General features: G+C 66.4%; 23 protein-coding genes and 1 pseudogene. 16 read left to right on the top strand and 8 right to left on the bottom strand.

Annotated elements, in window-relative coordinates:
* The first annotated feature begins 50 nt into the window (after positions 1-50).
* Both LKE06_RS31115 and LKE06_RS31110 read left to right on the top strand, forming a co-directional pair.
* Positions 51-1259 (top strand): FAD-dependent oxidoreductase, encoded by a 1209-nt coding sequence (locus LKE06_RS31115; RefSeq protein WP_228003017.1) that lies wholly within the window; start codon positions 51-53, stop codon positions 1257-1259.
* Positions 1260-1609: 350 nt separating this feature from the next.
* Positions 1610-2098, top strand: a complete 489-nt coding sequence (locus LKE06_RS31110) for a site-specific integrase (RefSeq protein ID WP_228003016.1) — start codon at positions 1610-1612, stop codon at positions 2096-2098.
* Between the two features lie 45 nt (positions 2099-2143).
* Here LKE06_RS31110 and LKE06_RS31105 read toward each other — a convergent pair whose 3' ends face one another.
* Positions 2144-2920: a methyltransferase domain-containing protein gene (locus tag LKE06_RS31105; protein WP_228003015.1), complete on the bottom strand. Its 777-nt coding sequence runs from the start codon at positions 2918-2920 to the stop codon at positions 2144-2146.
* A 909-nt stretch (positions 2921-3829) separates the two neighbouring features.
* Between LKE06_RS31105 and LKE06_RS31100 the strand changes: the two genes are divergently transcribed.
* The 5 genes from LKE06_RS31100 to ligA all read left to right on the top strand — a co-directional run bounded on the left by LKE06_RS31100 (position 3830) and on the right by ligA (position 9643).
* Positions 3830-5056, top strand: coding sequence for a cysteine desulfurase family protein (locus tag LKE06_RS31100; protein ID WP_228003014.1), 1227 nt, complete (start codon positions 3830-3832; stop codon positions 5054-5056).
* 1 nt (position 5057) lies between these two features.
* Positions 5058-6179, top strand: coding sequence for a tRNA 2-thiouridine(34) synthase MnmA (gene mnmA / locus LKE06_RS31095; RefSeq protein WP_228003013.1), 1122 nt, complete (start codon positions 5058-5060; stop codon positions 6177-6179).
* Positions 6176-6331: a hypothetical protein gene (locus LKE06_RS31090; RefSeq protein ID WP_228003012.1), complete on the top strand. Its 156-nt coding sequence runs from the start codon at positions 6176-6178 to the stop codon at positions 6329-6331. Before mnmA ends, LKE06_RS31090 begins: the two co-directional genes overlap by 4 nt.
* Positions 6328-7386: a methionine synthase gene (locus tag LKE06_RS31085; RefSeq protein WP_228003011.1), complete on the top strand. Its 1059-nt coding sequence runs from the start codon at positions 6328-6330 to the stop codon at positions 7384-7386. Before LKE06_RS31090 ends, LKE06_RS31085 begins: the two co-directional genes overlap by 4 nt.
* Positions 7387-7513: 127 nt before the next feature.
* Positions 7514-9643 carry an NAD-dependent DNA ligase LigA gene (gene ligA / locus LKE06_RS31080; RefSeq protein WP_228003010.1) on the top strand — a complete coding sequence of 710 codons (2130 nt, stop codon included), beginning with the start codon at positions 7514-7516 and terminating at the stop codon, positions 9641-9643.
* Between the two features lie 41 nt (positions 9644-9684).
* Here ligA and LKE06_RS31075 read toward each other — a convergent pair whose 3' ends face one another.
* Entirely contained in the window at positions 9685-10047 is a 363-nt protein-coding gene (locus tag LKE06_RS31075; RefSeq protein WP_228003009.1) for a hypothetical protein, read from the bottom strand.
* Positions 10048-10343: 296 nt separating this feature from the next.
* On the opposite strand from LKE06_RS31075, the gene LKE06_RS31070 reads away from it, so the two are divergent.
* The 3 genes from LKE06_RS31070 to LKE06_RS31060 all read left to right on the top strand — a co-directional run bounded on the left by LKE06_RS31070 (position 10344) and on the right by LKE06_RS31060 (position 12552).
* On the top strand, positions 10344-11570 hold the full coding sequence (locus LKE06_RS31070; RefSeq protein ID WP_228003008.1) for an AAA family ATPase: 1227 nt from the start codon (positions 10344-10346) through the stop codon (positions 11568-11570).
* Between the two features lie 93 nt (positions 11571-11663).
* A complete protein-coding gene (locus LKE06_RS31065; RefSeq protein ID WP_228003007.1) occupies positions 11664-11987 on the top strand; it encodes a hypothetical protein in 324 nt (107 codons plus the stop codon).
* 58 nt (positions 11988-12045) lie between these two features.
* Positions 12046-12552 (top strand): GNAT family N-acetyltransferase, encoded by a 507-nt coding sequence (locus LKE06_RS31060; RefSeq protein WP_228003006.1) that lies wholly within the window; start codon positions 12046-12048, stop codon positions 12550-12552.
* A gap of 20 nt (positions 12553-12572) precedes the next feature.
* Here the strand turns inward: LKE06_RS31060 and LKE06_RS31055 are convergent, their stop codons facing one another.
* On the bottom strand, positions 12573-13223 hold the full coding sequence (locus tag LKE06_RS31055) for an ACT domain-containing protein (RefSeq protein ID WP_228003005.1): 651 nt from the start codon (positions 13221-13223) through the stop codon (positions 12573-12575).
* Positions 13224-13553: 330 nt separating this feature from the next.
* On the opposite strand from LKE06_RS31055, the gene gatC reads away from it, so the two are divergent.
* Positions 13554-13853, top strand: coding sequence for an Asp-tRNA(Asn)/Glu-tRNA(Gln) amidotransferase subunit GatC (gene gatC, locus LKE06_RS31050; protein WP_228003004.1), 300 nt, complete (start codon positions 13554-13556; stop codon positions 13851-13853).
* Positions 13850-15352 (top strand): Asp-tRNA(Asn)/Glu-tRNA(Gln) amidotransferase subunit GatA, encoded by a 1503-nt coding sequence (gatA, locus tag LKE06_RS31045; RefSeq protein ID WP_228003003.1) that lies wholly within the window; start codon positions 13850-13852, stop codon positions 15350-15352. Before gatC ends, gatA begins: the two co-directional genes overlap by 4 nt.
* 69 nt (positions 15353-15421) lie before the next feature.
* Here the strand turns inward: gatA and LKE06_RS31040 are convergent, their stop codons facing one another.
* The 4 genes from LKE06_RS31040 to LKE06_RS31025 all read right to left on the bottom strand — a co-directional run bounded on the left by LKE06_RS31040 (position 15422) and on the right by LKE06_RS31025 (position 18465).
* Entirely contained in the window at positions 15422-15649 is a 228-nt protein-coding gene (locus LKE06_RS31040; RefSeq protein ID WP_228003002.1) for a type II toxin-antitoxin system RelE family toxin, read from the bottom strand.
* Between the two features lie 74 nt (positions 15650-15723).
* Positions 15724-16167, bottom strand: coding sequence for an SRPBCC domain-containing protein (locus LKE06_RS31035; protein ID WP_228003001.1), 444 nt, complete (start codon positions 16165-16167; stop codon positions 15724-15726).
* A 46-nt stretch (positions 16168-16213) separates the two neighbouring features.
* The gene (locus tag LKE06_RS31030; RefSeq protein WP_308188463.1) at positions 16214-17581 is read right to left on the bottom strand and encodes an alpha/beta-hydrolase family protein; all 1368 of its coding nucleotides are present in this window, start codon (positions 17579-17581) and stop codon (positions 16214-16216) included.
* Between the two features lie 41 nt (positions 17582-17622).
* A complete protein-coding gene (locus LKE06_RS31025) occupies positions 17623-18465 on the bottom strand; it encodes a hypothetical protein (RefSeq protein ID WP_228003000.1) in 843 nt (280 codons plus the stop codon).
* 167 nt (positions 18466-18632) lie between these two features.
* On the opposite strand from LKE06_RS31025, the gene LKE06_RS31020 reads away from it, so the two are divergent.
* Entirely contained in the window at positions 18633-19847 is a 1215-nt protein-coding gene (locus tag LKE06_RS31020; protein ID WP_228002999.1) for a sensor histidine kinase, read from the top strand.
* Positions 19848-19876: 29 nt separating this feature from the next.
* Positions 19877-20542 carry a response regulator gene (locus tag LKE06_RS31015; RefSeq protein WP_228002998.1) on the top strand — a complete coding sequence of 222 codons (666 nt, stop codon included), beginning with the start codon at positions 19877-19879 and terminating at the stop codon, positions 20540-20542.
* 6 nt (positions 20543-20548) lie between these two features.
* Here LKE06_RS31015 and LKE06_RS31010 read toward each other — a convergent pair whose 3' ends face one another.
* Positions 20549-21436, bottom strand: coding sequence for a serine hydrolase (locus tag LKE06_RS31010; RefSeq protein WP_228002997.1), 888 nt, complete (start codon positions 21434-21436; stop codon positions 20549-20551).
* Between the two features lie 243 nt (positions 21437-21679).
* On the opposite strand from LKE06_RS31010, the gene LKE06_RS31005 reads away from it, so the two are divergent.
* Together LKE06_RS31005 and LKE06_RS31000 are read left to right on the top strand one after the other, a co-directional pair.
* Positions 21680-23551, top strand: a complete 1872-nt coding sequence (locus tag LKE06_RS31005) for a serine/threonine-protein kinase (protein ID WP_228002996.1) — start codon at positions 21680-21682, stop codon at positions 23549-23551.
* Between the two features lie 67 nt (positions 23552-23618).
* Positions 23619-23815 (top strand): annotated as a pseudogene (locus LKE06_RS31000) (response regulator transcription factor); the annotation flags it as partial.
* Positions 23816-23855: the final 40 nt, after the last annotated feature.

Raw genomic sequence — 23855 nt, 5'->3', positions numbered from 1 at the left:
CCTCGGTGAGAAGCACACCGCCCCAGCATGAGTAAAAAGGATTCACCCTCATGACCCCACCTCGCATCGCCATCGTCGGCGGCGGCCCCGCTGGCTTGATGTGCGCTCATATCCTGCAGGGATATGGCATGGAGCCAGCGGTGTACGACACGGACGCCGCCGTGGACGCCCGCGACCCGGGAGGGACACTGGATCTGCACGCCGACTCCGGCCAGATCGCGTTGGAGGACGCCGGGCTGATGGACGCGTTCCGGGCGTTGGCCCGGGTCGAGGGCCAAGCCAAAAGTCGCCGGGACCATCACGGCACCGTCTTGGCCGAGTTCACTCCCACCGAGGGTGACGAGGCGGCTCCCGAGATCGACCGCGGCCAACTGCGGACCATGCTCTACAAGCACCTGCGGCCCGGCACGGTCCGCTGGGGACACAAACTCGTGCACGCGACTCCGGTCGGCGGCGGGACGCACCGACTGGAGTTCGCCAACGGCGTCGGAACGGAAGCCGACCTCGTCATCGGAGCCGACGGCGCGTGGTCTCCGGTTCGTCGGCTGCTCACCGACGCGGTGCCGCGCTACCTCGGCGTCTGCTTTCTCGATGCCCGATTCGACGACGTGGACACCCACCACCCCGAGATCGCCGCGATCGTGGGTGAGGGCCACATGTTCTCCACCGACGGCAACGGCCGCGCGGTGATCGTCCAGCGCAACAGCAACGGCGTGGTCCGCGGCTACGTGGCCTTCCGTGCCGAACTCGACTGGCCTGTCAGGTCCGGCGTGGACCTCACCGACCGCAAGGCCGTCCGCTCCTACCTGTTGCGGGAGTTCAGCGGATGGTCCGCGGTCATGCGCCCGCTGATCACCGACAACGACGGCGACTACGTGCCGCGCAGCTTCTGGGCTCTGCCCGCTCCGCTGACCTGGGACCACATCCCCGGCGTGACTCTGATCGGTGACGCGGCCCACCTGATGGCGCCCTTCGGTGGTCACGGCACGAATCTCGCATTGCTCGATGGCGCGGAACTCGCACACGCCATCGAGAAGGGGAACAGTCTCGACGACGCGATCGCACGCTATGAGGCAGCGATGTTCCCGCGATCCGGGGAACTCGCCGTGAACTCGAACACCGCCCTCACGCGGTTTTTCGCCACGACGCCCCCGGACGTGCCGCACCTTCCCCCGGACCACGCGCGGGAACACCAGAACTACCAGACCAGGGCGGCGGAATACCGACGACAGCGAGCCGAAGACGAGCGGAGAAGTTAGGCCCTGTCTTGAAAGTGTTTGAGGGCGGGCGGGTGCCCGTCCGCGCCCGTGTCGGCCTGAGTGCCTGATGATGGGCTCGCGGACGTTGCCACACTGCAACGTCGAGCGGCTGCCTCGTGTGAGCCCGGTGACGAGATGGAACTGTTCCACGAGACCATCGCCGAGTACATGTGGGCTCGCGATGTCGCCGGTTTAACACCGGCGACGCTGCAGGCTGCCGTACGTCCGATGCTGGAGGTATGTGGGCACTACGGTTGCGCGCCGTGGCGGCTGACATCGCGGCGGCTGGACCAGTACTTCGCCGGCCCGGGCAAGCGCGGCCATGCGACGATGCGAAAGAAGATCGCCGCGTGGACCGGTATTTCGCGTTCCTCGAGCAGCGTTACGGCGGTGAGATCGCACGCCGGTTCGGGGTTGCGGTCGAGTCACCAGTCGACGCGTTCAACCGGCCGCGCCACCGCGGTGACTTCACCGTGCGGATCCCACCCTCACGGCGCGCGCTGACGGAGTTCTTCGGGATCTGGCGCGCGGAGTTACCGCGGGCCCGGAAGTATCCGGTCGCGGCCCGGGACTACGTGATGGCCAAGATCGCGTATCTGTCCGGGGTGCGGGCGAGCGAGTTGTGCTCGGTCGGCATGGGCGATGTGCATTGGGAGCGTGGCCAGTGGGGGCGGTTCGTCGTGGCGGGCAAAGGAGCTCATGGCTCGGGCCCGCGGGATCGGGAGGCGTTTCTGTTCGAGGAGGGCAGGGAGTTGCTGTGGTGGTATGTCGAGCAGGTACGGGGTGAGTTCGCCGACTCCACGCCCTCGGCGTCGACGAACTGCGCCACCTCCAGGTGATGCTCGGCTCGCATGTCTGTTGTCGGCCGGTGATGAACTGTGGGCTCACGGCTTTCGGGTGGCGGTTACGATGAACAGCGTCACCGATGCGAAAAACGGTTCGACGGCGAGTCCGCGGGTCCAGCTGTCGGCCTGTTGCTGTGTCAGGTGGCCGGCGTCGACGGCACGCTTACAGACTCGTTCGAAGCCGAGGACTCGGTCTGCGGTGCGGAGGTCGCGAAAGACGGTCGTGATCGGAAGTACGTCATTGATGTCGAAGCCGGATCGCAGGGCCAGGGCGGGCAGCTGCCGGCCGATCGTGCCGTTACGGACGGCGATGTCGGCGACGAAGCGGGTGTAGGCGCGCGACAGTTGCCGGTCGTGGTGGTCGACGACCAGGGTGTCCCAGTCCGGTTCGGCAAAGACGGCAGTGGCGTCAGGCCGCAGAATCCGGCGCGCCTCGTGTAACACCATCGCGGGTTCTGCCACATGCTGGAGCACACGATCCGTGCGCGCGCGGTCGGCGCTGCCATCGGCCAGGGCGAGCGCGTGAATATCGCCGTGGCACAGCTCGATTCGGGAGTCGGCTGAATGATCGGCGGATGCCTCGTCGAGGGCTGCGGCTTCGATGTCTATCCCGATGACGTGCCCGTCCGATCCGACCGCATCCGCGAGGACTGCCAGATCGGCACCCGGTCCGCATCCAAGGTCGACGACGGTATCGCCCGCTCGAACTCCGAGTTGTTCCAGTGCGATCGCCTTGTAGTGACGTCCGATATCAGAGTCGGCGAGACGGCGTAGGTAATCGTTCGGGCGACGGGTCTCGAACACGGCATCTTTCACCGGATCGAGACTACGCGCGGTGTAGTGCCGACAAACTTGTTCGCCACCAAACCCTTACAACAACACCACAGTATCCTCACATGTCGCATATCGGTCGTTTCAGGGCGCCGCGACCCGATATGCGCTGTGGTTGTTGAGACCGAACCCGTTGCCGCGAAGTGGATTACGGACACCTTCGCAGACGAGTTACTTCCCGCAGCATTACGAGAATCTGGGAACCCACCCGTTTCCGTCCCATTTCATTTCGATGGCCCAGCGGCCAGGCTCGTCCCGTGGCAGTCCTGCGCCGACCAGCATCGGCGCCGGCGCTGGCAACACAAGTTCAGCATATGTTCAGCGATCTGACAGCCATCTCCGATGTGCACCAGGCATGCACCCGTGATCAGCATCGGTGACCACCGTGTGGTCGGGGCCCGGAACGAAGTTCAGTTCGGTCGACGGTCCGATACGGATGCTCGACGGGAGCAGCTCGATGATTTGTCCGCGTTGTTCCTGGGCATGGTCGATCGATGCATCTGACCGGGAAGAGCAACGCCGTCGTGGTGATCTGCTCGGGCGCTGGGGGCCTCCACCGACCTGACTCGAACACGCAATGTTCACGCAACCCTCGAACTGGGCATCGGCCGATGCCGATCCATGGGTCGTGGTCGGACAGTGGCGCCGCTGGGTGGGCGCATCCAGCCCTGGGCGGTCCTGCGCCGCGACGTTCCGCTGCCGCGCGACCGTCGCATCTCCTGCCAGCGGGAGCCGCCCTTTTGCGCCGACGTCGGACCGGCTGCTCGGTAGTCAATCGACCGAATCCGGGAATGCGATAGGTGATACACGTGTTAGGAATCGTAGAGAAATCGTAGAAAGCAGGGGTGTACCCGCAAGATGCCCAGGTCAGCGGTGGGATAGGCTTTGTCGGTCATGAAGTCGGCTTATGCGGGTCCGTTCAACGGTGTGCCCAAGACGGTCTACCTCGATCATGCGGCGACCACACCGATGCTGCCCGCCGCCATCGAGGCGATGACGGCTGTCCTCGGCCTGACGGGTAATGCGTCGTCGCTGCACGGATCAGGGCGCGCGGCGCGGCGGATGCTGGAGGAGGCGCGCGAGTCGATCGCCACCGACCTGGGCGCCCGGCCTTCCGAGGTGATTTTCACGTCGGGCGGTACGGAGAGCGACAACCTGGCGATCAAGGGCATTTATTGGGCGCGTCGTGACGCCGATCCGCGGCGGACGCGGATCATCGCGGGTTCGACCGAACATCACGCGGTCATCGACACCGCCGAATGGCTCGAGCAGCACGAGGGCGCACAGGTGACCTGGCTTCCGGTGGACGCCGACGGTGTGGTGTCGCCGCGCGCGCTGCGTGCGGCGCTGGCCGAACACGTCGACGAGGTCGCGCTGGTGAGCATCATGTGGGCCAATAACGAGGTCGGCGCCATCCAGCCGATTCGTGAATTGAGCGCCGTGGCACAGGAATTCGGTGTGCCCATGCACAGTGACGCGATTCAGGCCGCGGCCCAGCTGCCGATCGACTTCGGTGCCAGCGGACTATCGGCGGCGAGCTTCGCTGGACACAAGGTGGGCGGCCCGCACGGTGTGGGGGTGCTGCTGCTCGGCAGGCAGGTGTCGTGCGTGCCGCTGTCGCACGGCGGCGGGCACGAGCGGGACCTGCGCTCCGGCACCTCCGACACCGCGTCGGCGGTGGGACTGGCCACCGCGCTGCGTCAGACCGTAACCGAATTGCCTACGCGCACCGCCGAATTGACCCGTTTGCGGGACGATCTGATCGAGGGTATCCGTGCTGTTGTGCCGCATTCCGTGCTCAACGGACCCGAGGACGAGCACCGGCTGCCGGGCAACGTGCACGTCACTTTCGCCGGTTGCGAAGGTGATTCGCTGCTGATGCTGCTGGACGCGGCCGGGATCGAGTGTTCGACCGGCTCGGCCTGTACCGCGGGCGTGGCGACGCCGAGTCATGTACTCATCGCCATGGGGGTCGAGCCGTGGCAGGCGCGCGGTTCACTGCGTTTTTCCATGGGGCACACCTCGACCCGCGCCGACGTCGACGCGTTGCTACAGGTTTTGCCCCAGGTTGTCGAGCGGGCCAGGGCCGCGGGCCTGGCCGGTGCGAAGGGAGGTGTCTGATATGCGAGTACTCGCCGCGATGAGTGGTGGCGTGGATTCGGCCGTAGCGGCGGCACGTGCCGTCGACGCTGGTCACGAGGTGGTCGGCGTGCATCTGGCGCTGTCGGCTACGCCGGGCACATTGCGCACCGGATCGCGTGGCTGTTGCTCGAAGGAGGACGCCGGTGACGCCCGGCGAGCCGCCGATGTGCTCGGAATCCCGTTCTATGTATGGGATTTCGCCGATCGCTTCAAGGAAGATGTGATCGACGATTTCGTGGCCGCCTACGCGGCGGGCGAGACGCCGAATCCGTGCCTGCGCTGCAACGAGAAGATCAAATTCTCCGCACTCGCCGACCGCGCGGTTGCCCTCGGCTTCGATGCCGTGGCCACCGGGCACTACGCCAGGCTCGATGACGGGGTGCTGCGCCGCGCCGTCGATGCCGACAAGGACCAGTCCTATGTGCTGGCCGTGCTGACCGCCCAACAGCTTTCGCGCGCGATGTTCCCGGTGGGCGACACCCCCAAGCCGCGGATTCGCGAAGAGGCCGCCGAGCGCGGCCTCGCGGTGGCGAACAAGCCTGACAGCCATGACATCTGCTTCATTCCCTCGGGTGACACCCGTGCCTTCCTCGGCGCGAAGATCGGCATCCGGCCCGGCGCACTCGTCGATGGCGAGGGGCAAGTGCTCGGGAACCATGAAGGCGTGCACGGGTTTACGATCGGACAGCGCAAGGGACTCGGGTTGCCGGGACCGGCCGCCGACGGCAAACCACGCTATGTCACCGACATCGATCCTGACTCCGGCACCGTTCGGGTCGGCTCGGCCGAGGACCTCGAGGTCTGGGGTGTGCGGGCCGATCGCGCCATCTGGACCTCCGGTGAAACGCCGAACGCGCCGATGGAGTGCGTCGTGCAGGTGCGTGCCCACGGTGGCCTGGCACCGGCGGTCTCCGAGGCGGTCGGTGCGGGGCTGACGGTGCGTCTGCGCGAACCGCTGACGGGTGTCGCGCGTGGCCAGGCCGTGGTGTTGTATCAGCCGGATGCCGAGGGCGACAAAGTGATCGGCAGCGGCACCATCAACGGGACGACGAGCGAGGTGCCGGAATCCGTGCGCGGCGCGGGTACAGGCGCCACCCGGTGACCGACGCCGTGCTCGCCGCGGCGGCAGCCCGGGTCTCGCCCGATCGGTTCGTGTGCGCTCCAGTGGTGATCGACTACCGTTCTATCGTCTCGGCCGATGCCGAGGTGCGGCGAATCAGCGGGCGCGAACCCGGTACGGGGGAGACAGCGTGAGTGAGACCGACCAGACCGACGTTGATCGGGCGGTGCGGATCCCCGGTGGCGTCGCTACAGCCGTCGGCTCCTGGCCCGGAACCGATCCGCGTGAGGCGGCGGCCACCATTGTCGGTGAGCTGCCGGGGCTCGCGCATTTGGTCGAATTGCCCGGGCGGGGTACGGGTTCGGACGTGATCGGCCGGGTATCGGCACTGCTGATCGACATGCGTTTCGATACGACAACGCGGGGTTATCGGCTGGCGTCGCGGCCGGGCGCGGTGTCGCGTCGGGCCCGGGATCTGCTGCGGGTGGATCTCGATGCGCTCGAAGAGGCTTGGGAAACATCGGGTTCGGCGGGCACGGGACGCATCGTCAAGGTGCAGGCCGCCGGTCCGCTGACGCTCGCCGCACAGGTGGAGCTGCCCGGCGGGCATCGAATCCTCACCGATTCCGGTGCGGTACGCGATGTTTCGGAATCACTCGCCGAGGGACTTGCCCAGCATGTGGCCGAGGTCAGGAGACGACTGGGCGCGGAAGTGGTTGTGCAGCTGGACGAACCGTCGCTGACTGCGGTACTGGACGGTGCGTTGCAAGGACCGAGCATTCTGAACACCATTCGCGCTATGCCGGAACCGGAGGCGCTCGCCGTGCTGGACGCCGTGGTCACCGCGCAGTCCGCGCCGGTACTCGTTCACAGCTGCGCAGAGCCGCCCGCGCTGGAGTTCCTTCGTAGTAGCACCGCCGCCGCGATCGGTTTCGACCTGGCCACCATCGGCACCCGCGAACTCGACAGCGTCGGCGAAATGCTCGACGCAGGAAAGCAATTGGTACTCGGCCTGGTCCCGGCCACACCGCGGGCGAAACCGGTAACCTGGCGCGACATCGCCGAGCCCGGCGTCCGCCTCATGGACCGCCTCGGCTTCCCCCGCACCACACTCGCCACCCAGATCCTGGTGGCACCCGCCTGCGGCCTGTCCGGTGCCGCACTGGAGTGGGCCCGCCAAGCCCTCCGCCTGTCCGCAGAGGTCGCCCGCGCCTACGCCGAAGAACCCGAATCCCTCACCTTCTCCTGACCACGCCGCGATTGACAGCCTGTGCACCGACGGTCGAGCCGATCACTCCCGACTAGTCGCCGGTACGGGCGGCGACGTGCGGGAATGTGGCGCTGGGATGTCGGTGGGCTGGACTAATGTGCGTTGGGTGAGTGACAGCGAGAGTGTGGCGGTCCCGGCTGCGGCGCAGCAGCGGGTGGAGTGGCAACAGCTGGCGGACGAGGTCCGTGAGCATCAGTTCCGCTACTACGTGCGCGATGCGCCGATCATTTCCGACGGCGAGTTCGACGCGTTGTTGCGGCAGCTACAGGCGCTGGAGGAGCGGCATCCGGATCTGCGGACGTCCGATTCGCCGACGCAGCTGGTCGGTGGCGGGTTCGCGACCGACTTCACCGCCGTCGACCATCTCGAGCGGATGCTGTCGCTGGACAATGTGTTCGATTTCGACGAGTTGCGTGTCTGGGCCGGCCGGGTCGAGGCCGAGACCGGGCCGGACCTGCACTACCTGTGCGAGGTGAAGATCGACGGTGTCGCGTTGAACCTCGTGTACGAAAAGGGCCGCCTGGTGCGTGGCGCGACCCGTGGTGACGGGCACACCGGCGAGGATGTCACTCTCAATGCCCGCACCATAGAGGACATCCCCGGTGAGTTGACGCCGAGCGACGAATTCCCGATCCCCGATCTGCTCGAAGTGCGGGGCGAGGTGTACTTCCGGCTCGAGGATTTCGAGACCCTCAACGCCGCCATCGTCGCGGAAGGTAAACCGCCGTACGCGAATCCGCGCAATACCGCGGCGGGCTCGCTGCGTCAGAAGGATCCGGCGGTGACCGCGCGCCGCAGGCTGCGGATGATTTGTCACGGCTTCGGGCGCATCGACGGATACACCCCGTCATCGCAGTACGAGGCGTACCGCGCGCTCGTGGCGTGGGGTCTGCCGGTGTCCGAGCACACCAAGCGGGTGCAGGGGATCGACGCGGTCATCGAGCGCGTCGTCTACTGGGGCGAGCACCGGCACGACATCGAGCACGAGATCGACGGACAGGTGATCAAGGTCGACGAGATGGCGTTGCAGCGCCGCCTCGGGTCGACATCGCGGGCGCCGCGCTGGGCGATCGCCTACAAATACCCGCCGGAAGAAGCCACGACAAAGCTGCTGAATGTCGAGGTGAACGTCGGTCGTACCGGTCGGGTCACCCCGTTCGCGGTGATGGAGCCGGTGTTCATCGCGGGTTCCACGGTCGCGATGGCGACGCTGCACAATGCTTCGGAAGTGAAGCGCAAGGGCGTGCTGATCGGCGATACCGTCACCATCCGCAAGGCCGGCGACGTGATCCCCGAGGTGCTCGGGCCTGTCGTGGACGCGCGGACCGGGGCGGAACGCGAATTCGTCATGCCGACGCATTGCCCGGAATGCGGAACCGAGCTGGCGCCCGCGAAGGAGGGCGACGCCGATATTCGCTGCCCGAATCAACAGTTCTGTCCGGCGCAACTGCGTGAGCGGGTGTTTCATGTTGCCGGGCGCGGCGCGTTCGATATCGAGTCGCTCGGCTACGAAGCCGCCGTCGACCTGCTCAAATCCGGGGCGATCACCGACGAGGGCGATCTGTTCGATCTCACCGAGCAGCGACTGCTCGCCACGACACTGTTCGCGAACAAGGATGGCAGTCTCTCGGCGAACGGCAAGCGGCTGCTGGAGAATCTCGACGCGGCCAAGGATCGTCCGCTGTGGCGGGTGTTGGTCGCATTGTCGATCCGGCATGTCGGCCCCACCGCCGCACGTGCGCTGGCATCGGAATTCGGCAGCCTGGATCGAATCCGAGCGGCATCGGCGGAGGAACTGGCCGCCGCCGACGGTGTCGGCCCGACCATCGTCGCCGCCCTGATGGAATGGTTCACCGTCGACTGGCATTGCGCGATCGTCGACAAATGGCGGGCCGCAGGCGTGCGGATGGAGGACGAGCGCGACGAATCCATCGAGCGCACCCTCGAAGGGCTCTCGATCGTGGTAACCGGTTCGCTGCAAGGGTTTTCCCGTGACGGCGCCAAGGAGGCCATCCTGATGCGCGGCGGCAAGGCGTCCGGTTCGGTCTCCAAGAAGACGGCGTTCGTGGTCATCGGTGAGTCCCCGGGAACGAAGGCAGCCAAGGCGGAGGAGCTGGGTGTGCCGATTCTCGACGAGGACGGCTTCCGGCTGTTACTGGAGGAAGGCCCGGCCGCGGCGACGCCGGGCGCGCAGGCAGCAGACACGGCGGCCGAGGACGCGGCAGCAAAGGAGTAGCACAGACCGTGCCTTGTTATTCGGGACGGGCGGCGCCGGGGTCAGGTAGGTGTGACGGTGACGGTGGCGTCGAGCTGACCAGGGATGTCGATGCGGCCACACTGACCGTTGCTGAGGTCGAGGTGGCGGTTGGCGGTCTTCGTCTTGGAGGTTTTGATGGTGGCGTCGACGGTGACGTTGACCGAGCCCACCGAGCACACCTTCGAGATCGCCGGGGATCCACCGAAGCTATAGGTGCCGCCACCCTGGCAGGTGTTGGTCTCGTTACTGAAGAAGATTCGTGCGGTGCCGTCCGGGCAGGGCGCTTCGGCGGCCGCCTGCGGGCCGAGCACGACCATCGACCCTATGGCGATGGCAGCGGTGATGGAGCTTCGGACTACCAAGCGCGCGACCGTCAGTTCCATCGTTACCATCCGTTCAAGGGCTTGCCTGCAATAACGCGACACGAGCAACCGTGGCGCCAGCATGCTAACGCGCGGTGTCGGCGCTCGCATACCGAATGTGCCGTTGAACTACCCTGAACCTGGGTGTCGCTCGGGCTGATTCGGTCCAGATTCGTCGTTATCCGTGCTGGTAGATGCCGTGCGTCGGTGATCGCCGCACTCGCCGCGCACGCTTGCGGGTGTGTCGCGTTTGTGGGGGTGGGCAGTCGCGGGCGTGGCGGCCACGAAAGGATGGCGTGATGCTGCGGAGTTTTCAGGTGACCAACCACAGATCGCTTGCCGACCGGCAGGAGTTGCGCTCGAGCCGGGGGAGCGGCCCGGTCGCGGTGCCGGTGACGGCGGTGTACGGTACCGCGGCGGCCGGTAAGACGAGCCTGATCGACGCGCTGGCGCAGATGCGGGACGCGGTATTGAATTCGGTGACCGGCTGGGATCCCTATGCGGGGCCGGTGCGCTTCCCGCATCTCGGAATCCCGAACCGGCCCACCGAATTCGTCGCGAGCTTCGTTGCCGAAGGGGTGCCTTATACCTATGGTTTCCAGCTGGACAACGCGGACGTCACGGCGGAATGGCTGCATGCCCATCCACGCTCGCGCAAGCGAATTGTGTTCGAGCGCAACGGGGACCAGATCAAGATCGGCCCGATGTTCGAGGCGGCACGATACGGCATCGCCGCGCTGATCCCGCTGGTGCGCCCGAATGCTTTGCTGCTCAGCCTGGCCGGGCAGATGTATGCCGAGGCGCTGGTGCCCGCCTACCGCTGGTTCTCCGCGATGCTCGAGGTGCAGCACGGTCCGGCGCAACCGAGCGCGATCGAGCATCGGCTCGGCAGCCATATTTCGGCATCGCCGGATCATGCGGCCCGGCTGCTGATGCTGCTGCGCACGGCCGATCTCGGCATCACCGACCTACTGATCGCGGAAAACGACCCGCTCTACGCTGACTATCTTCGGGAACTCGACGGCGACATCGGCGCCACCACCAAACAACTCGAGCTGTGCGCGTCCGCACCGGACGGCGCCGATAAATTGTTGCGGGACAAGGGGATTACCCAGGTCATGCTCGAACGCGAGCTGTCCAATCTGATGTCCGCCCGCGACGCCCTGTACGCCAGGATGGTGGCCCGCCGCGGCGTCGGCCTCGGCCTGGCACACACCGGTATCGACGCCATCTTCGGCATCACCGACGAATCCACCGCGACGCTCGCCATGCTGCGCCTGCTGCCGACCATGCTTGACGCACTCGACTCCGGCCGAGTGCTCGCGATCGACGATATCGGCGCCGATCTCCCCGCCGAGGATATCGACCGCCTGATCCAGCTCTTCCAGAATCCGGAAACCAATTCCCTTGGCGCGCAACTAATCTTCACCACGAACAACCGCACCCTGATCGATCGCGGCAACGGTCGCTCACAACGAACTCGAACCGCGGTCTGGCAGGTCCGCCGGACCGAGCACGGTGCCAGCGAACTGGCGGCGTTGTAGCGATCCGGGCTGGGGCCGCCGGCCACGACGTTCGTCGAGGTAAAGGCAGTGGCGCGCTCATCGACGCGGACGTGGCCCAATAGCATGGTGAGCATGCTGCAGTTCGGGATGCTGGTGATCATGGCCGTCGCCCTTGTCGGGTTGATCATGCTCTACGCGCGTGGGCGCCGGGGGATCAACCCCGCGCAGGCCGAAACCGGCTCGCTGTATCTCACCGGGGTGAGCCCACGGCCCGACGCCCCCGGCGAGCAGTTCGTGACCATTACCGGCAATCTGACGGGCCCGTCGGTTCCCAGTACCGTGGTCTACGGCCGCTTCGCCTGGGACGTGAACTCCTGGCCGGCCGTCGGCGACTATCTCACCGTCGTCTACCCGACCGGTAAACCGGAGCGCTTCCAGGTGGCCGGCCTCTCCTGAAGCTTCGCGAGCACGGGCATGGCCGGTCAGCGCGGGCCGAGTGGCAGGATTGGCGATTATGGACGCGATGGACGCCCGAGTTGTGGTTCGAACAGCCCGGCCAGATGAATATGACGCGGTCGGTGAGTTGACCGTGGAGGTTTACGTCGGTGAAGGCTATGTGCATCCCGACAGCCCCTATAGGGACGAGTTGGCCGACATCACCCACCGGGCGGCCAACGCGCAAATATTGGTGGCGGCGCACGGTGATCGGGTGATCGGGTCGCTGATGGTGGCACGGCCCGCCACCACCTACGCGGAGATCGCCCGACCCGATGAGCTGGAGTTCCGCATGCTCGCGGTATCGAAGACCGCACGTGGTCTCGGTGCCGCGACGGCGCTGGTTCGTACTGTAATCGAGATGGCGGTCGCGGAATCCTTTGCCGCAGTGGTCCTTACGACCATGCCGGCAATGGTGGACGCTCGCCGGATCTATGACAGGTTCGGTTTCGTGCCGGTACCGGAACGGGATTGGCGCACCGATGGGGGCGAATACCTCACCGTCCTGCGCTTGCCTATGTACTGAGGACCGGCGGAGATTCGCGTTCAGCCGAGGACGGTCGCGACGATGCCCGCCAGGTAGCCGAGCCGCGCCACCTCAGACGGCCGGAAGTCGGGGCCGCCCGGCCTGCCGAGCATCAGCACCTTGCCGGTGTTGCCGAGCGGCGCCGCGGCCAGCTTGGTGTCCATATCGGTCCAGATCTGCGGAACCCACTCCGCCTCGGGATCGAGTACCGAGGGCTTCTCCAGCGGCATCCACGGCGGCGAACCCGCTTGTGTTTCAGGCGCACCCGGACTGCCGACGACCCGGTAGGTGCCATGCGGGCCCATGTCGAGGATCGTGCTCCAGCCGACCCGAAGCACCTTGGGCACGCCGTCGACCAATACCTGTAGCCGGTCGTCACGTGCGCTGGCCACCCGATCGACGAGTTCGAGTTCGCGGTGGGTGTCGAGGATGCCGGAATACGGGCGAATGGAATCGACCCGCACGTCCCCGATTGATTCGGCCGCGGTGATCAAGGTGTCGGGCAGCGCACCTTGCAGCACCTCGACGACGAGATCGTCGACCGCGAAGCCGGCACCGCGCTCGACCACGTCCAGGGAAAGTATGTCGGCGCCGACCGAACCCAATGCGACTGCGAGGGCACCGAGGCTTCCCGGTCGATCTGGAAGTTGCACGCGGAGCAGATATGACACGCGCGTTCCTTTCCTAAGCGGCCGAGGTCATGTACGGATACCCGGGTCTGGCAATACTTACACCCCCGGGTCCGGGTTATCGACTCGAAGTCGTGTCAGTGATGAATGCCACTCGGCGATTTCATACTAACGCGGCGTGTCCCGCTAGTGCTCGGGGTGTGTCGTCGCGCGACCGACGTCTGCGTGGGAGGACTCGCATCGAGTCGGCCGGTGGCGCTCCCGGTCGCGCGCGGCCCGGCGGCGGGACTCCGGCCGGAGTGCCCCCGATCGCACCCATTAGGCTGTGGCTGGTCGATTCACCATGCTCAACATGCCGAAAGGGGTTCCGCGGTGCCCGCCATCTCCCGCGACGAGGTCGCACACCTCGCCCGGCTTTCCAGGCTCGCCCTGTCCGAGTCCGAACTCGATCAGTTCGCCGGTCAGCTGGATTCGATCCTGAGCCACGTGCGGACCATCTCCGAAGTCGCCGCCGCCGATGTTCCCCCCACCTCCTCGCCGAATCCGGCGACGAATGTGACGCGCCCCGATGAGGTCGTGCCGTGCCTGACTTCGGAGCAGGCGTTGTCCGGTGCTCCTGCCGTCGAAGAGCAGCGGTTCCTGGTGCCACAGATTTTGGGGGATGGCGAATGAGTTCAGCAGGTGGCCCCGATCTGACGACGCTGTCGGCGGCCGAGCTGGCGAGCAAGATCCATGGTCGTGAGGTGTCCTCGGTGGAGGTCACCCGGGCCCATCTCGATCGGATCGCGACGGCCGACGGTGAAATCAACGCGTTCCTGCACGTCGCGGCGGACCAGGCGCTGGCAACCGCGGCCGAGGTGGATGCCGCGCTGGCCGCGGGTAGCGCGCCCGCCTCACCGCTCGCGGGAGTTCCGTTGGCGCTCAAGGATGTTTTCACCACCACGGACATGCCGACCACCTGCGGCTCCAAGATCCTCGAGGGCTGGGTGTCGCCGTATGACGCGACGGTGACCAAGCGACTGCGTGACGCGGGGATTCCAATCCTCGGCAAAACCAATATGGACGAGTTCGCGATGGGTTCCTCCACCGAGAACTCCGCATACGGCCCGACCCGAAACCCCTGGGATACCAGTCGAATTCCCGGCGGCTCCGGTGGCGGTTCGGCGGCTGCGCTGGCCTCGAACCAGGCGCCACTGGCCATCGGCACCGACACGGGTGGGTCGATTCGCCAGCCTGCCGCGGTGACGGCCACGGTCGGTACCAAGCCGACCTACGGCACGGTGTCGCGCTACGGCTTGGTCGCGTGTGCGTCGTCGCTGGATCAGGGTGGGCCCTGTGGACGCACGGTGCTCGATGCCGCGCTGCTGCACGAGGTGATCGCCGGATACGACCCGCGCGATTCCACTTCGCGCGATGTGCCGGTGCCGCCGGTGGTTGCCGCCGCGCGGGCGGGTGCGCAGGGAGACTTGCGCGGTGTGAAAGTCGGTGTGGTGAAGGAACTTCACTCCGACAGCTACCAGCCGGGTGTGCTCGCCTCGTTCGATGCCGCGGTCGCCGTGCTGAAAGAACTCGGCGCGGAGATCGTCGAGGTCACCTGTCCGCACTTCGATTACGCGCTGTCCGCGTACTACCTGGTGATGCCGAGCGAGGTGTCCTCGAACCTGGCTCGCTTCGACGCCATGCGCTACGGCCTGCGGGTCGCCGACGACGGCAATCACAGTGCCGAGCAGGTCATGGCGGCGACCAGGGCCGCCGGGTTCGGCCCGGAAGTCAAGCGCCGCATCATGATCGGTACCTACGCGCTTTCGGCCGGTTACTACGACGCCTACTATGGCCAGGCGTTGAAGGTGCGCACGCTGATCACGCGCGACTTCGACAATGCCTACGAACAGGTCGATGTGCTCGTCTCGCCGACCAGCCCTTTCACGCCGTGGAAGCTGGGCGAAAAGGTCGACGATCCGCTGGCCATGTACCTGTCGGACCTGTGCACCTTGCCCACCAACATGGCAGGCCACCCCGCTATGTCGGTGCCGTCGGGGTTGAGCGGCGACGACGGCATGCCGGTCGGCCTCCAGATCATGGCCCCCGCACTGGCCGACGATCGCCTCTACCGAGTCGGCGCCGCCTACGAAGCAGCCCGCGGCGCCCTGCCCGCCGTACCCGGGAACTGAAGCCCTGACGCCTGACTGACCCCGCATGGCTGAAGCCCGGGGTCGGTCGGCGTTTTGCGATGTGCTGATTCAGGTCCGGTACGCGCCGTGACGGTGGGCCACATCGACAACGGTGACAACCATCCGTTTGTCATCGATCCGGTACAAAATCCGGTAGGTGCCTCGCCGAGCCGACCAACGGTCATCCAGCGGAGGCATGAGCCGCTTGCCGACCCGATACGGGTTGTCGACGAGCGGGCCTGCCATGAACTCGTACGCCGCGACTGCCACAGGCTCGGGGAGTCGTTCTGTCAACATGCGCCGGACCGTTGGTACGCGCCGTGAACGTCGCTGGTATGGGGAGACTGCCGCCGGAATGACCCGGATCGACGTCAGACGTGCAGGGATTCGGCCCGAGTGCGGATGCCCGCGGTCATGCCGGTGAAGCCGCGCTGGAGGTTCTTCCCGAGAATCGTGCTCACCACCGGCTGGAACCAGCCCGCGAGTTCGAAGTGGGACTCGTAGCGGGTTCGATCGCCGTCGAGCGCGGTGACTGTGTGTGAGCGCAGGCTGTGCAGAGCGCCCAGCGGGACCGGCTTCATCGCGTAGCTGAGCTCATGGCCGGGGGTGTGGCTGCGGATCCATTCGCGCTGGCGGCGCGGCGTGGAGCCCGACACCTGGACGAGCATATCGATCGGCTTGCCGGGAACGAGTGTGCTGCGGCATTCGGTAACGAAGGGGTTCCACTCGCCGTAGTGGGAGAAATCCGTGATCACCTGCCATACCAGGTCGACGGGAGCGTCGATGTCGACGGTGGCGTCGACGATAAAGGCCATGTGTGCAAACTAGAACATGTTGCAGCTTTGGGCAAGGGGCGGGTTATCAGCAGGTGCCGAGGGCCGTGCCCTGGTCGATGCCGTAGCGGTGGCCGTGACCGGCGGGGGCATTCAGTGCGCCGAGCAGATCGGCGCTCGTCTGCAGAAAGCTGACCACCGGAAGCCACTGTGGGACAGGCGCGTCCAGTCGCACGCCGATGAGGTCGGGGGCGCGCCACAGCAGCGCGGGCGACCAATGGACCACCGGATCGGAGCTATTGGCCAGGATCGTCGCTCCGGCGTGGTGGGCCTGGCCCGCAGGTGGGCCCGCCCAGAGCGTCGCGCAGGTCCGGCGGTCCTGATCGGCGTCGTCGGCGAAGATCGAGCTGCCGCCGAGGGCACCGAGGCTCTGGCCGTAGACGTACAGCTTGGGCAGGTGGCCCAGCCCTCGGAGGTGGTCCTCCACGGCGGTGAACAGTGCTCGCGCGTAGGAAACCGCCTCGTCGCGGTCGAAGAGGAAGGTCGCCCAGCTCGGCGCGTAGGAGTACTGCATGCCGACGAGGGCTACGTCGCCGCCGAAGCGCTGATAGAAGCCCTGCACCGCATCGGCGTCGATCCAACCCGACCCGGTCGGTATCGCGACCACAATATTGGACCGCTCGAATCCGCCCGCCCGCTCCAATTCCGAGATCGCAAGGGCCACCCGGGAATCCAGATCCGGTGCGGAGTCGAGGCCCACGTACACGCGAATCGGCCCGGCCGGCGACCCACTGACGAATTTGCGACCCTCCGCGCCAAGGGACGGCCAGCTGATCGCCGACTCGGCGCTGCCGGACCGTAGGAATGAAATCGGCTGCACCAAAGCGGGATCGATCGACGCACTGGCCGCCGCGTAGGCGTCGCGCCGCCAATCGACCAACGCCGGGATGCCGACAAGGTAGCCGGCCGTTGACGCGACCGTCGCGACGGCGATCATCCGAGACCACCCGAGCATGCGTTTGAACCAGCAGACGCCGCGTGCGATCGTGGCGCCCACACCGGCGATCAACACCACGCCGAGGGTGCAGCGCAACCAATAGTCGGGTGCGATCGGCGCGATCCCCATTGCCGCCCGCAACCCGTTCTGCCAGTGACCGGCGTGGGCCGCCGCGATGGCGATTGCCACCGCGGTCGCTGCCGATAAGGGCAGCCGCCAGCGGGCCAGCGGGCGATTGATATCGAAATCCCATCGCCCGGAAAGGAATCGAACCAGACCGGCGATACCGAGGGCCACCGTGACGAGCAACCCTGTGAGTGCGGCCTGTGTCACCGGGGTTCGGGGCAGTAGTCCGGGCATCAGCGAGACCAGCGTACCGGTTCCGACGGCGAGTGTGGTGCCGATGCGCGGCCGCGCCAATCCGCGAAACCGCATGGCGACGCGTGCTTTCCATCGCACCGGGGAGGGTACTGCGTCTCGCGCGGAAGGTCTGGACGTGATCATCGAGGAATACCCAGTGCTTCAGCGTGATTCGTTGTAGGCACGGCGGCGCGGGTACGGCGCGCTCGGGTGCGATCGGCGGACCGGCGAATGACGGGGAAAACACCCGCCACAGCCCCGGCGAGGCCGACCAGACCGCCGCCGATCATCAACCAGAGCCAACCGCCGAAGCTGCGGGCATTCTCGGAAGCCGTTGTGACCGTCAGTGTTTCGACGACCGGCGGACCGTAGTCCTGGCGCCTCGAGTTGAGGTCCACGAACGTGGTCGCGATGGAGGCCATGGTGTCGCAGCGGGTACGGGAGAAGGGGTCCTCGCGGGTCGCGCACGCCTCGTGCATGTGTTGTCCGAGGGTGGTGTCGAGCGCCTGGCGGGCCCAAGGGCCGAGCGGCGCATTGTGCCGATCGGCATAGCGCAGCAGGTCGTAGCCGAGATCGTGGGCCTTGCACGCGGTATCGAATTCGGCGGGCAGGGTGACCGGTGAGGAGCAGTCGCCGTTCGGGTTCGCCATCAGACCGTTGACGATGCCGGGTCGGTATCCGAGCATGGTGGTGAAGTCGTCGGGGAACGCGGCGTCCAGGCCGGGGCCCGTGGTGAGTTTGCCGACCGCGGCGGTCGCCGCGGCGTTCTGCATCGCGGACCGATCGGTCGTGACGGCATATGTTGCCGGTGCGAAGACGACTGTGGCGGCCATGGTGGTGAGCGCTGCGGCGGTCAGCGCCGCGCCGCGTCGATATCCCGAGCGTCGATGCTCCGAGGGGCTGATGCCCGATCGGCGCGAAACGTCGTCGGTGGCGGCCGCTGCTTCGGTGCCGGCCTGCCATGCGGTGGTCGGTGTGCTCATGGACAGTAACCGTATTGGCGGTCGTGCCGAGGTGCCTCCTGCCGTGGTGCGGTTCCCACGCCACGCCGCCGGGGGAGGTGCCGAATGGGCTAACACTCGGGTATCGGGTGCGAATTCACCCGTGGGTATGAGGACCGCGGCTGGCTCGGGTTTCTAGTCTCATAGGTATGAAGCAGAAAAGGCGTGCCGGGACGCGGGTGATGAACGCTCGGATGTGGTTCGACGTGTTCACGGTGATCGTGGCGAGCACCTTCATTGCGGTGGCATGGCCGACCCTGCACCTCACCCACGCGGTGCCGGTGGCGGTGCAGCCGTTCATCGCCGCGCTCGCCGCGTTCCCGATCCTGCTCGTTCGGATCAATCCCGCGCTCGGCTGGGCGATTTCGGCGGGTTCCGCGCTGATCATCGCGCTGGCGATACCGCATCAACCGCACAACGACATTCCGATCCAGGTCGTACACATCCTGTGCCTGTTCGCGCTGCTGTTCGCGGTGGCGGTGCGTGCGGCGGTGCCGATCATCGCCGTTGCCTGGGTCGCCACCTCACTGCTGCTCGGCACCACCATGGCCGATGGCGGCGGTGATCTCGCGAGTTCGGTATGGGGCTGGCCGATCGCGCTCGCGGCCGTGGTGTTGCTCGGGTTGCTGGTGCGCTGGTTGGTGCAGTCACGCCAGCAGTTGGTGCGCCAGGAAGAGCAGAACGAGGTCGAACGTGCGCGGCGCGCGATCCTCGAGGAAAAGGCGCGCATCGCTCGTGACCTGCACGATGTGGTGGCACACCACATGTCATTGGTGGTGGTGCAGGCGCAGACCGCACCGTACCGGGTCGAGGGGGTCACGCCCGCCGCGCGCGCGGAATTCGAATCCATCGGTGCCACGGCACGCGAGGCGTTGAACGAGATTCGCGGCATGCTCGGTGTGCTGCGCAGCGATGGTCAGCTGCCCGAGCACGCGCCGCAACCGAAGGCCACCGATGTGCTCAGCCTGTTCGAGGCTGCCCGCCGGGCCGGTGTGCTGATCGAATGGACGATCGACGGGCCTCTCGAGACGGTGCCGGAAGCCACGGGTCTCGCGCTGTACCGGATTGTGCAGGAGTCACTTTCGAACGCGTCCAGGCATGCGCCCGGTGCGCCGGTGACAGTCGACATCGTGTGCGGCGTCGACCTGTACCTGGTGGTCGGCAACGGGTTCGGTGCGCCGGGCGCCAGGCACGCAGACACCGGCGGCCACGGGATCACCGGAATGCGTGCGCGCGCACTGGCCGCCGGCGGCGAGATGAGTGCCACACCGCGGCCCGACGGTGGTTTCGAAGTACGAGCCCGGCTACCCCTGACGCCGGCCCCGATCCTCGACCCGTCCTTCGCGGGGATGGTCGACGGCTGAACCGACGCGGACCAGCTTAAGCTCACCTCGTGGCTATAACGGTTTTGATCGCCGACGATCAGGCGATGGTGCGCCAAGGTTTCGGGGCGTTGCTCGGTGCTCAGTCCGATATCAGTGTTGTCGGTGACGCGTCGGATGGGAAGATCGCGGTGGCAGAGGCCAAGCGGCTGCGACCCGACGTGGTGCTGATGGATGTGCGCATGCCGGAGATGAACGGTCTCGATGCCGCTCGCGCCATCCTGGCGGCGGGTTTCGAACCGCCGGTGCGGGTGCTGATGCTCACCACCTTCGATATCGACGACTACGTCTATGAGGCGCTCAGTCTCGGCGCGAGCGGATTCCTGCTCAAGGACGCGCCTGCCGAGGAACTGGTGCGCGCGGTCCGCGTGGTCGCCGACGGCCAGGCGTTGCTGGCGCCCACCGTCACTCGCAGATTGATCGCCGATGTCACGCGGCGCCGGAGCGCCAATCGTGCCAAGCCGACGCCCGCGCTCGGTTCGCTGACCCCGCGTGAACGTGAGGTGCTGGAGCTGATCGCGAAGGGGATGTCCAACACCGAGATCGCCACATCACTGTTCGTGGCCGAGCAGACCGTGAAAACCCATGTGTCCAAGGTGTTCTCGAAGCTCGATCTGCGCGACCGCGCACAGGCTGTCGTGCTCGCCTACGAATCCGGGCTGGTCACCCCGGGCTGATCGCGCTCAGCGGGGACACTTACCGCCGCGCAGGTCGTCGAGGTGATGGGAAATCAGCAGTGCGAGCCGGTCGAGCAGTGCGGTGGAGTCCTCGAACTCGCCCGAATCTGCCTGTGCCGCAAGGGCGATGGCGACGCTACCGGATTTGGTCGGCACCACGCCGAACTGCCTGACCAGGTAAACGCCGGTATCGTCGTCGGGGCCCCAGCCACCCTTGAACTCGGCGCCAGTGATCGAGCCGAGTCCCCAGCGCTGCTCCGGGGTGATCTGTTGCATCAACTCGGTGACGGCGGAAGCCTGCTCGAGGCACGGCAGCTTCGAGGCGAAACGAGCCTGGTTGGCCAGCGACCACTCGGTCGATCCGAAGGAGTTGTAATCCATCCTGGTTCGTGGTCCGGCCACGCCGGTCACCGAGTCGCCTGCCTCGTCCAGCACCTCCTGGACCGCCTTCGCGGCCTCGGGGCCGTCCCCGAGTGAATTCCAAAGCGCTTGGGCCGCACCGTTATCGGAGACGGTGATGGCCGCCTCAGCGTAGCCCTCGGCGACGACCGGATCGTGCCGCAGCGCCGCGATCGCGAGCGGCACCTTGATGGTGGACCAGGCGATACCGCTGGTCCAATCGCCGAAGATGGTCATCCGGCCGCCGCCGACAGGCATGATCGCCATCCCGACCTGACCTGGCAGTCTGGGCTGCAACTGGGTGAATTCGGCGGCCAGCGAATCCGGCAGTTTGACCGCTGGTCCGGGACGCCAGGAACCGGCGGGATCGACGGTGATCGTCGGTGCGCTCGCCGGGGCGTGTTTGTTCGGTATTAATCCGCAGGATGTCACCATGAGCAGCGTGACAAGGGCAGCACAGCGCAACACAACCCGACAAGCGGGAATCGAACTCAAAACCTCACCACCGCGTCTTCCCCACCACCACAACATGTGACCGTTGCTCGTCGGCGGTGCAAACTAACCGTCACACCCAAAGCTAGTCCGGTCGGTGACCGGACGTTGGCAGCACCGCCAGCGATGACGAGACGATGATGCCTGCAGACAGTTTCGCTGATTTTCACGGAGAATTCGAAACATCGTGGCCACAGGGCTACCCGCTAAGCTGACTGGCCTGTATTCACCTCGAAGGGGGTCGCGTTGCTGAACGACGGTGAGGTGTTCGCCGGGTTCACCATCGAGCGTCTGCTCGGGCAGGGCGGCATGGGATCGGTGTATCTGGCCCGGCACCCACGGCTGTCTCGGCAGACCGCGCTCAAGCTGCTCAGTCGCGAGCTGTTCACCGACGCCGAGGTGCGGGCCCGCTTCGAGCGGGAGGCCGATCTGGCCGCTCACCTCGACCATCCGAATATCGTCACCGTTTACGACCGTGGCTCCGAGGACGAGCAGCTGTGGATCTCGATGCAGTACGTCGACGGCGTTGATGCCGCCACGGTGAATCCGCTGACACTGCCGCCGGAGCGTGCGGTGCAGATCATCGAAGGTGTCGCGGACGCACTGGATTACGCGCACGGCATGGGCGTGCTGCACCGGGACGTGAAACCGGCGAATATCATGCTGGCGCGTTCGATCGGCGGGCACGGCGAGCGGGTATTTCTCGCCGATCTGGGCATCGCCAGGCTGCGTGAGGATTCCACGCACCTGACGCAGGTCGGCATGTTCACCGCGACGCTCGCCTACGCCTCGCCCGAGCAGATGACCGGCGCCCACCTCGACCATCACTCCGATCAATACTCGCTGGCCTGTGCGCTGTATTGGCTGTTCACCGGGATGGCTCCGTTCGATGCCCCCGATCCGAACGACATCATCCGTGGTCACCTCCAGCTCGCCGCGCCGCCCTTGAATACCAAACGGCCGGGTTTGAATCCGGCGCTGGACGTGGTGCTGGCCAAGGCCATGGCCAAACGTCCCGAGCAGCGCTTCGATTCGTGCTCCGCGTTCGCCGCCGCCGCCCGTCATGCCCTCACCGCGTCTGCGCCGCCGCGGCCGGGACCGGGTCCGGCCATCGTCGCGGTGCCGCCGCCGCTCCCGGCCGCCGGGTATCTCGCCCAGAGGGCGGCCGTGATCGCACCGCCAGTGAATTCGGCTGTCCCCGTGCAACCTTCGGCCTACTCGGGCCAGGGACTCGCGAATCACGTTGTAGCACAGCCGATCCCGGGTTCTGCGACGGTTGGGGCGGTGCAGCCGGTCGCGGCGCCGCAGCAGCCCAGGTATGGGGCACCGGCAGCGGCGAACCCCGTTGCCGCGCAGCCGTCTCCGTCGCCGGGCTATCCGCCTTCTCCGCCCCCAGGGCCGAATTTCGGTGGCCCGCACTCGATGCCATCGCGTGGGTCCTCGGGCGCGACGATGTGGATCGTCCTCGGGGTGGTGGCTGTCGTTGTCGTGCTACTCGCTGTTATCGCGCTGGTCGCCCTCGGATGGAGGTCGGGAGAGGACGCTGATGTGTCGTCCGGTGTGACCGCGCCGCTGACCGCCCCGTCGACACCCCCTGCGGATCCCCTGGCTGTGAGCCGCAGGGCGTTTCCCAACCTGCTGCCGCAGGGGACCGGCCCATTCGGTGACACCGCCTATCAGGACGCGGAATGTGTGTCCACCAAGCCCGCGAACGGTTTGCGAGTCAAAGATGAACCGCTGCAATCGAGCCGGTGGGTCGCGGCATGGGAGTGCAGTCGCGATGTCTCCGATACCAAGCATATGAACTACACGATCCTTGCCTACGACTCACCGGCGACCGCGCGGGCGGTCGTCGTCGCGTTACCGTCGAACACAGCGACACCGGGGCGCAAGAAGGACGCAACCCAGAACGCACATCTGTGGACCGTGCCCGACCCGCCCGGTTCGCTCACTCAGGACTATGAGACGGCAAAACTACTGGTCAGCTTCGAATCTGATCCCGCCCGATCCAGCTACCTGCTGTATGTGAGCTATCACGGCACCTCCGGCGACCCGCGGAATGCCCCGCCTTCGGCGCGGGACGCGGTGTCGGCATGGTGGTCTGCGGCGCCGCTGTAGTGGCCGCAGGCACGGACTCAGTCGACGGCCGGCGCCTCGACGATCGGCATCCGGGCCGCCGGTAAGACGAGAGTACGAGGTGCTCGAATTGATCGGCCGTGGACGCGTCGATTCGGAGATAGCCTGGGAACTCGGAATCTCTGAAGTAATCGTGAAAAGCCATGTGGGGCATATATTCGGCAAACTAGAGTTGCGCGATCGATCCGCCGCGATCGTGTTTGCGTTTGACCACGGGTGGTCTCGCCAGGAGAATCCACTGGTTGACGACATGCCCCGGTCGCGAATCAACGTGATTGCGGTGCGT

It is taken from the genome of Nocardia australiensis, assembly GCF_020733705.1.
GTDB classification, from domain to species: Bacteria; Actinomycetota; Actinomycetes; order Mycobacteriales; family Mycobacteriaceae; genus Nocardia; species Nocardia australiensis.
This window is presented reverse-complemented; position numbering and strand designations above follow the sequence as displayed.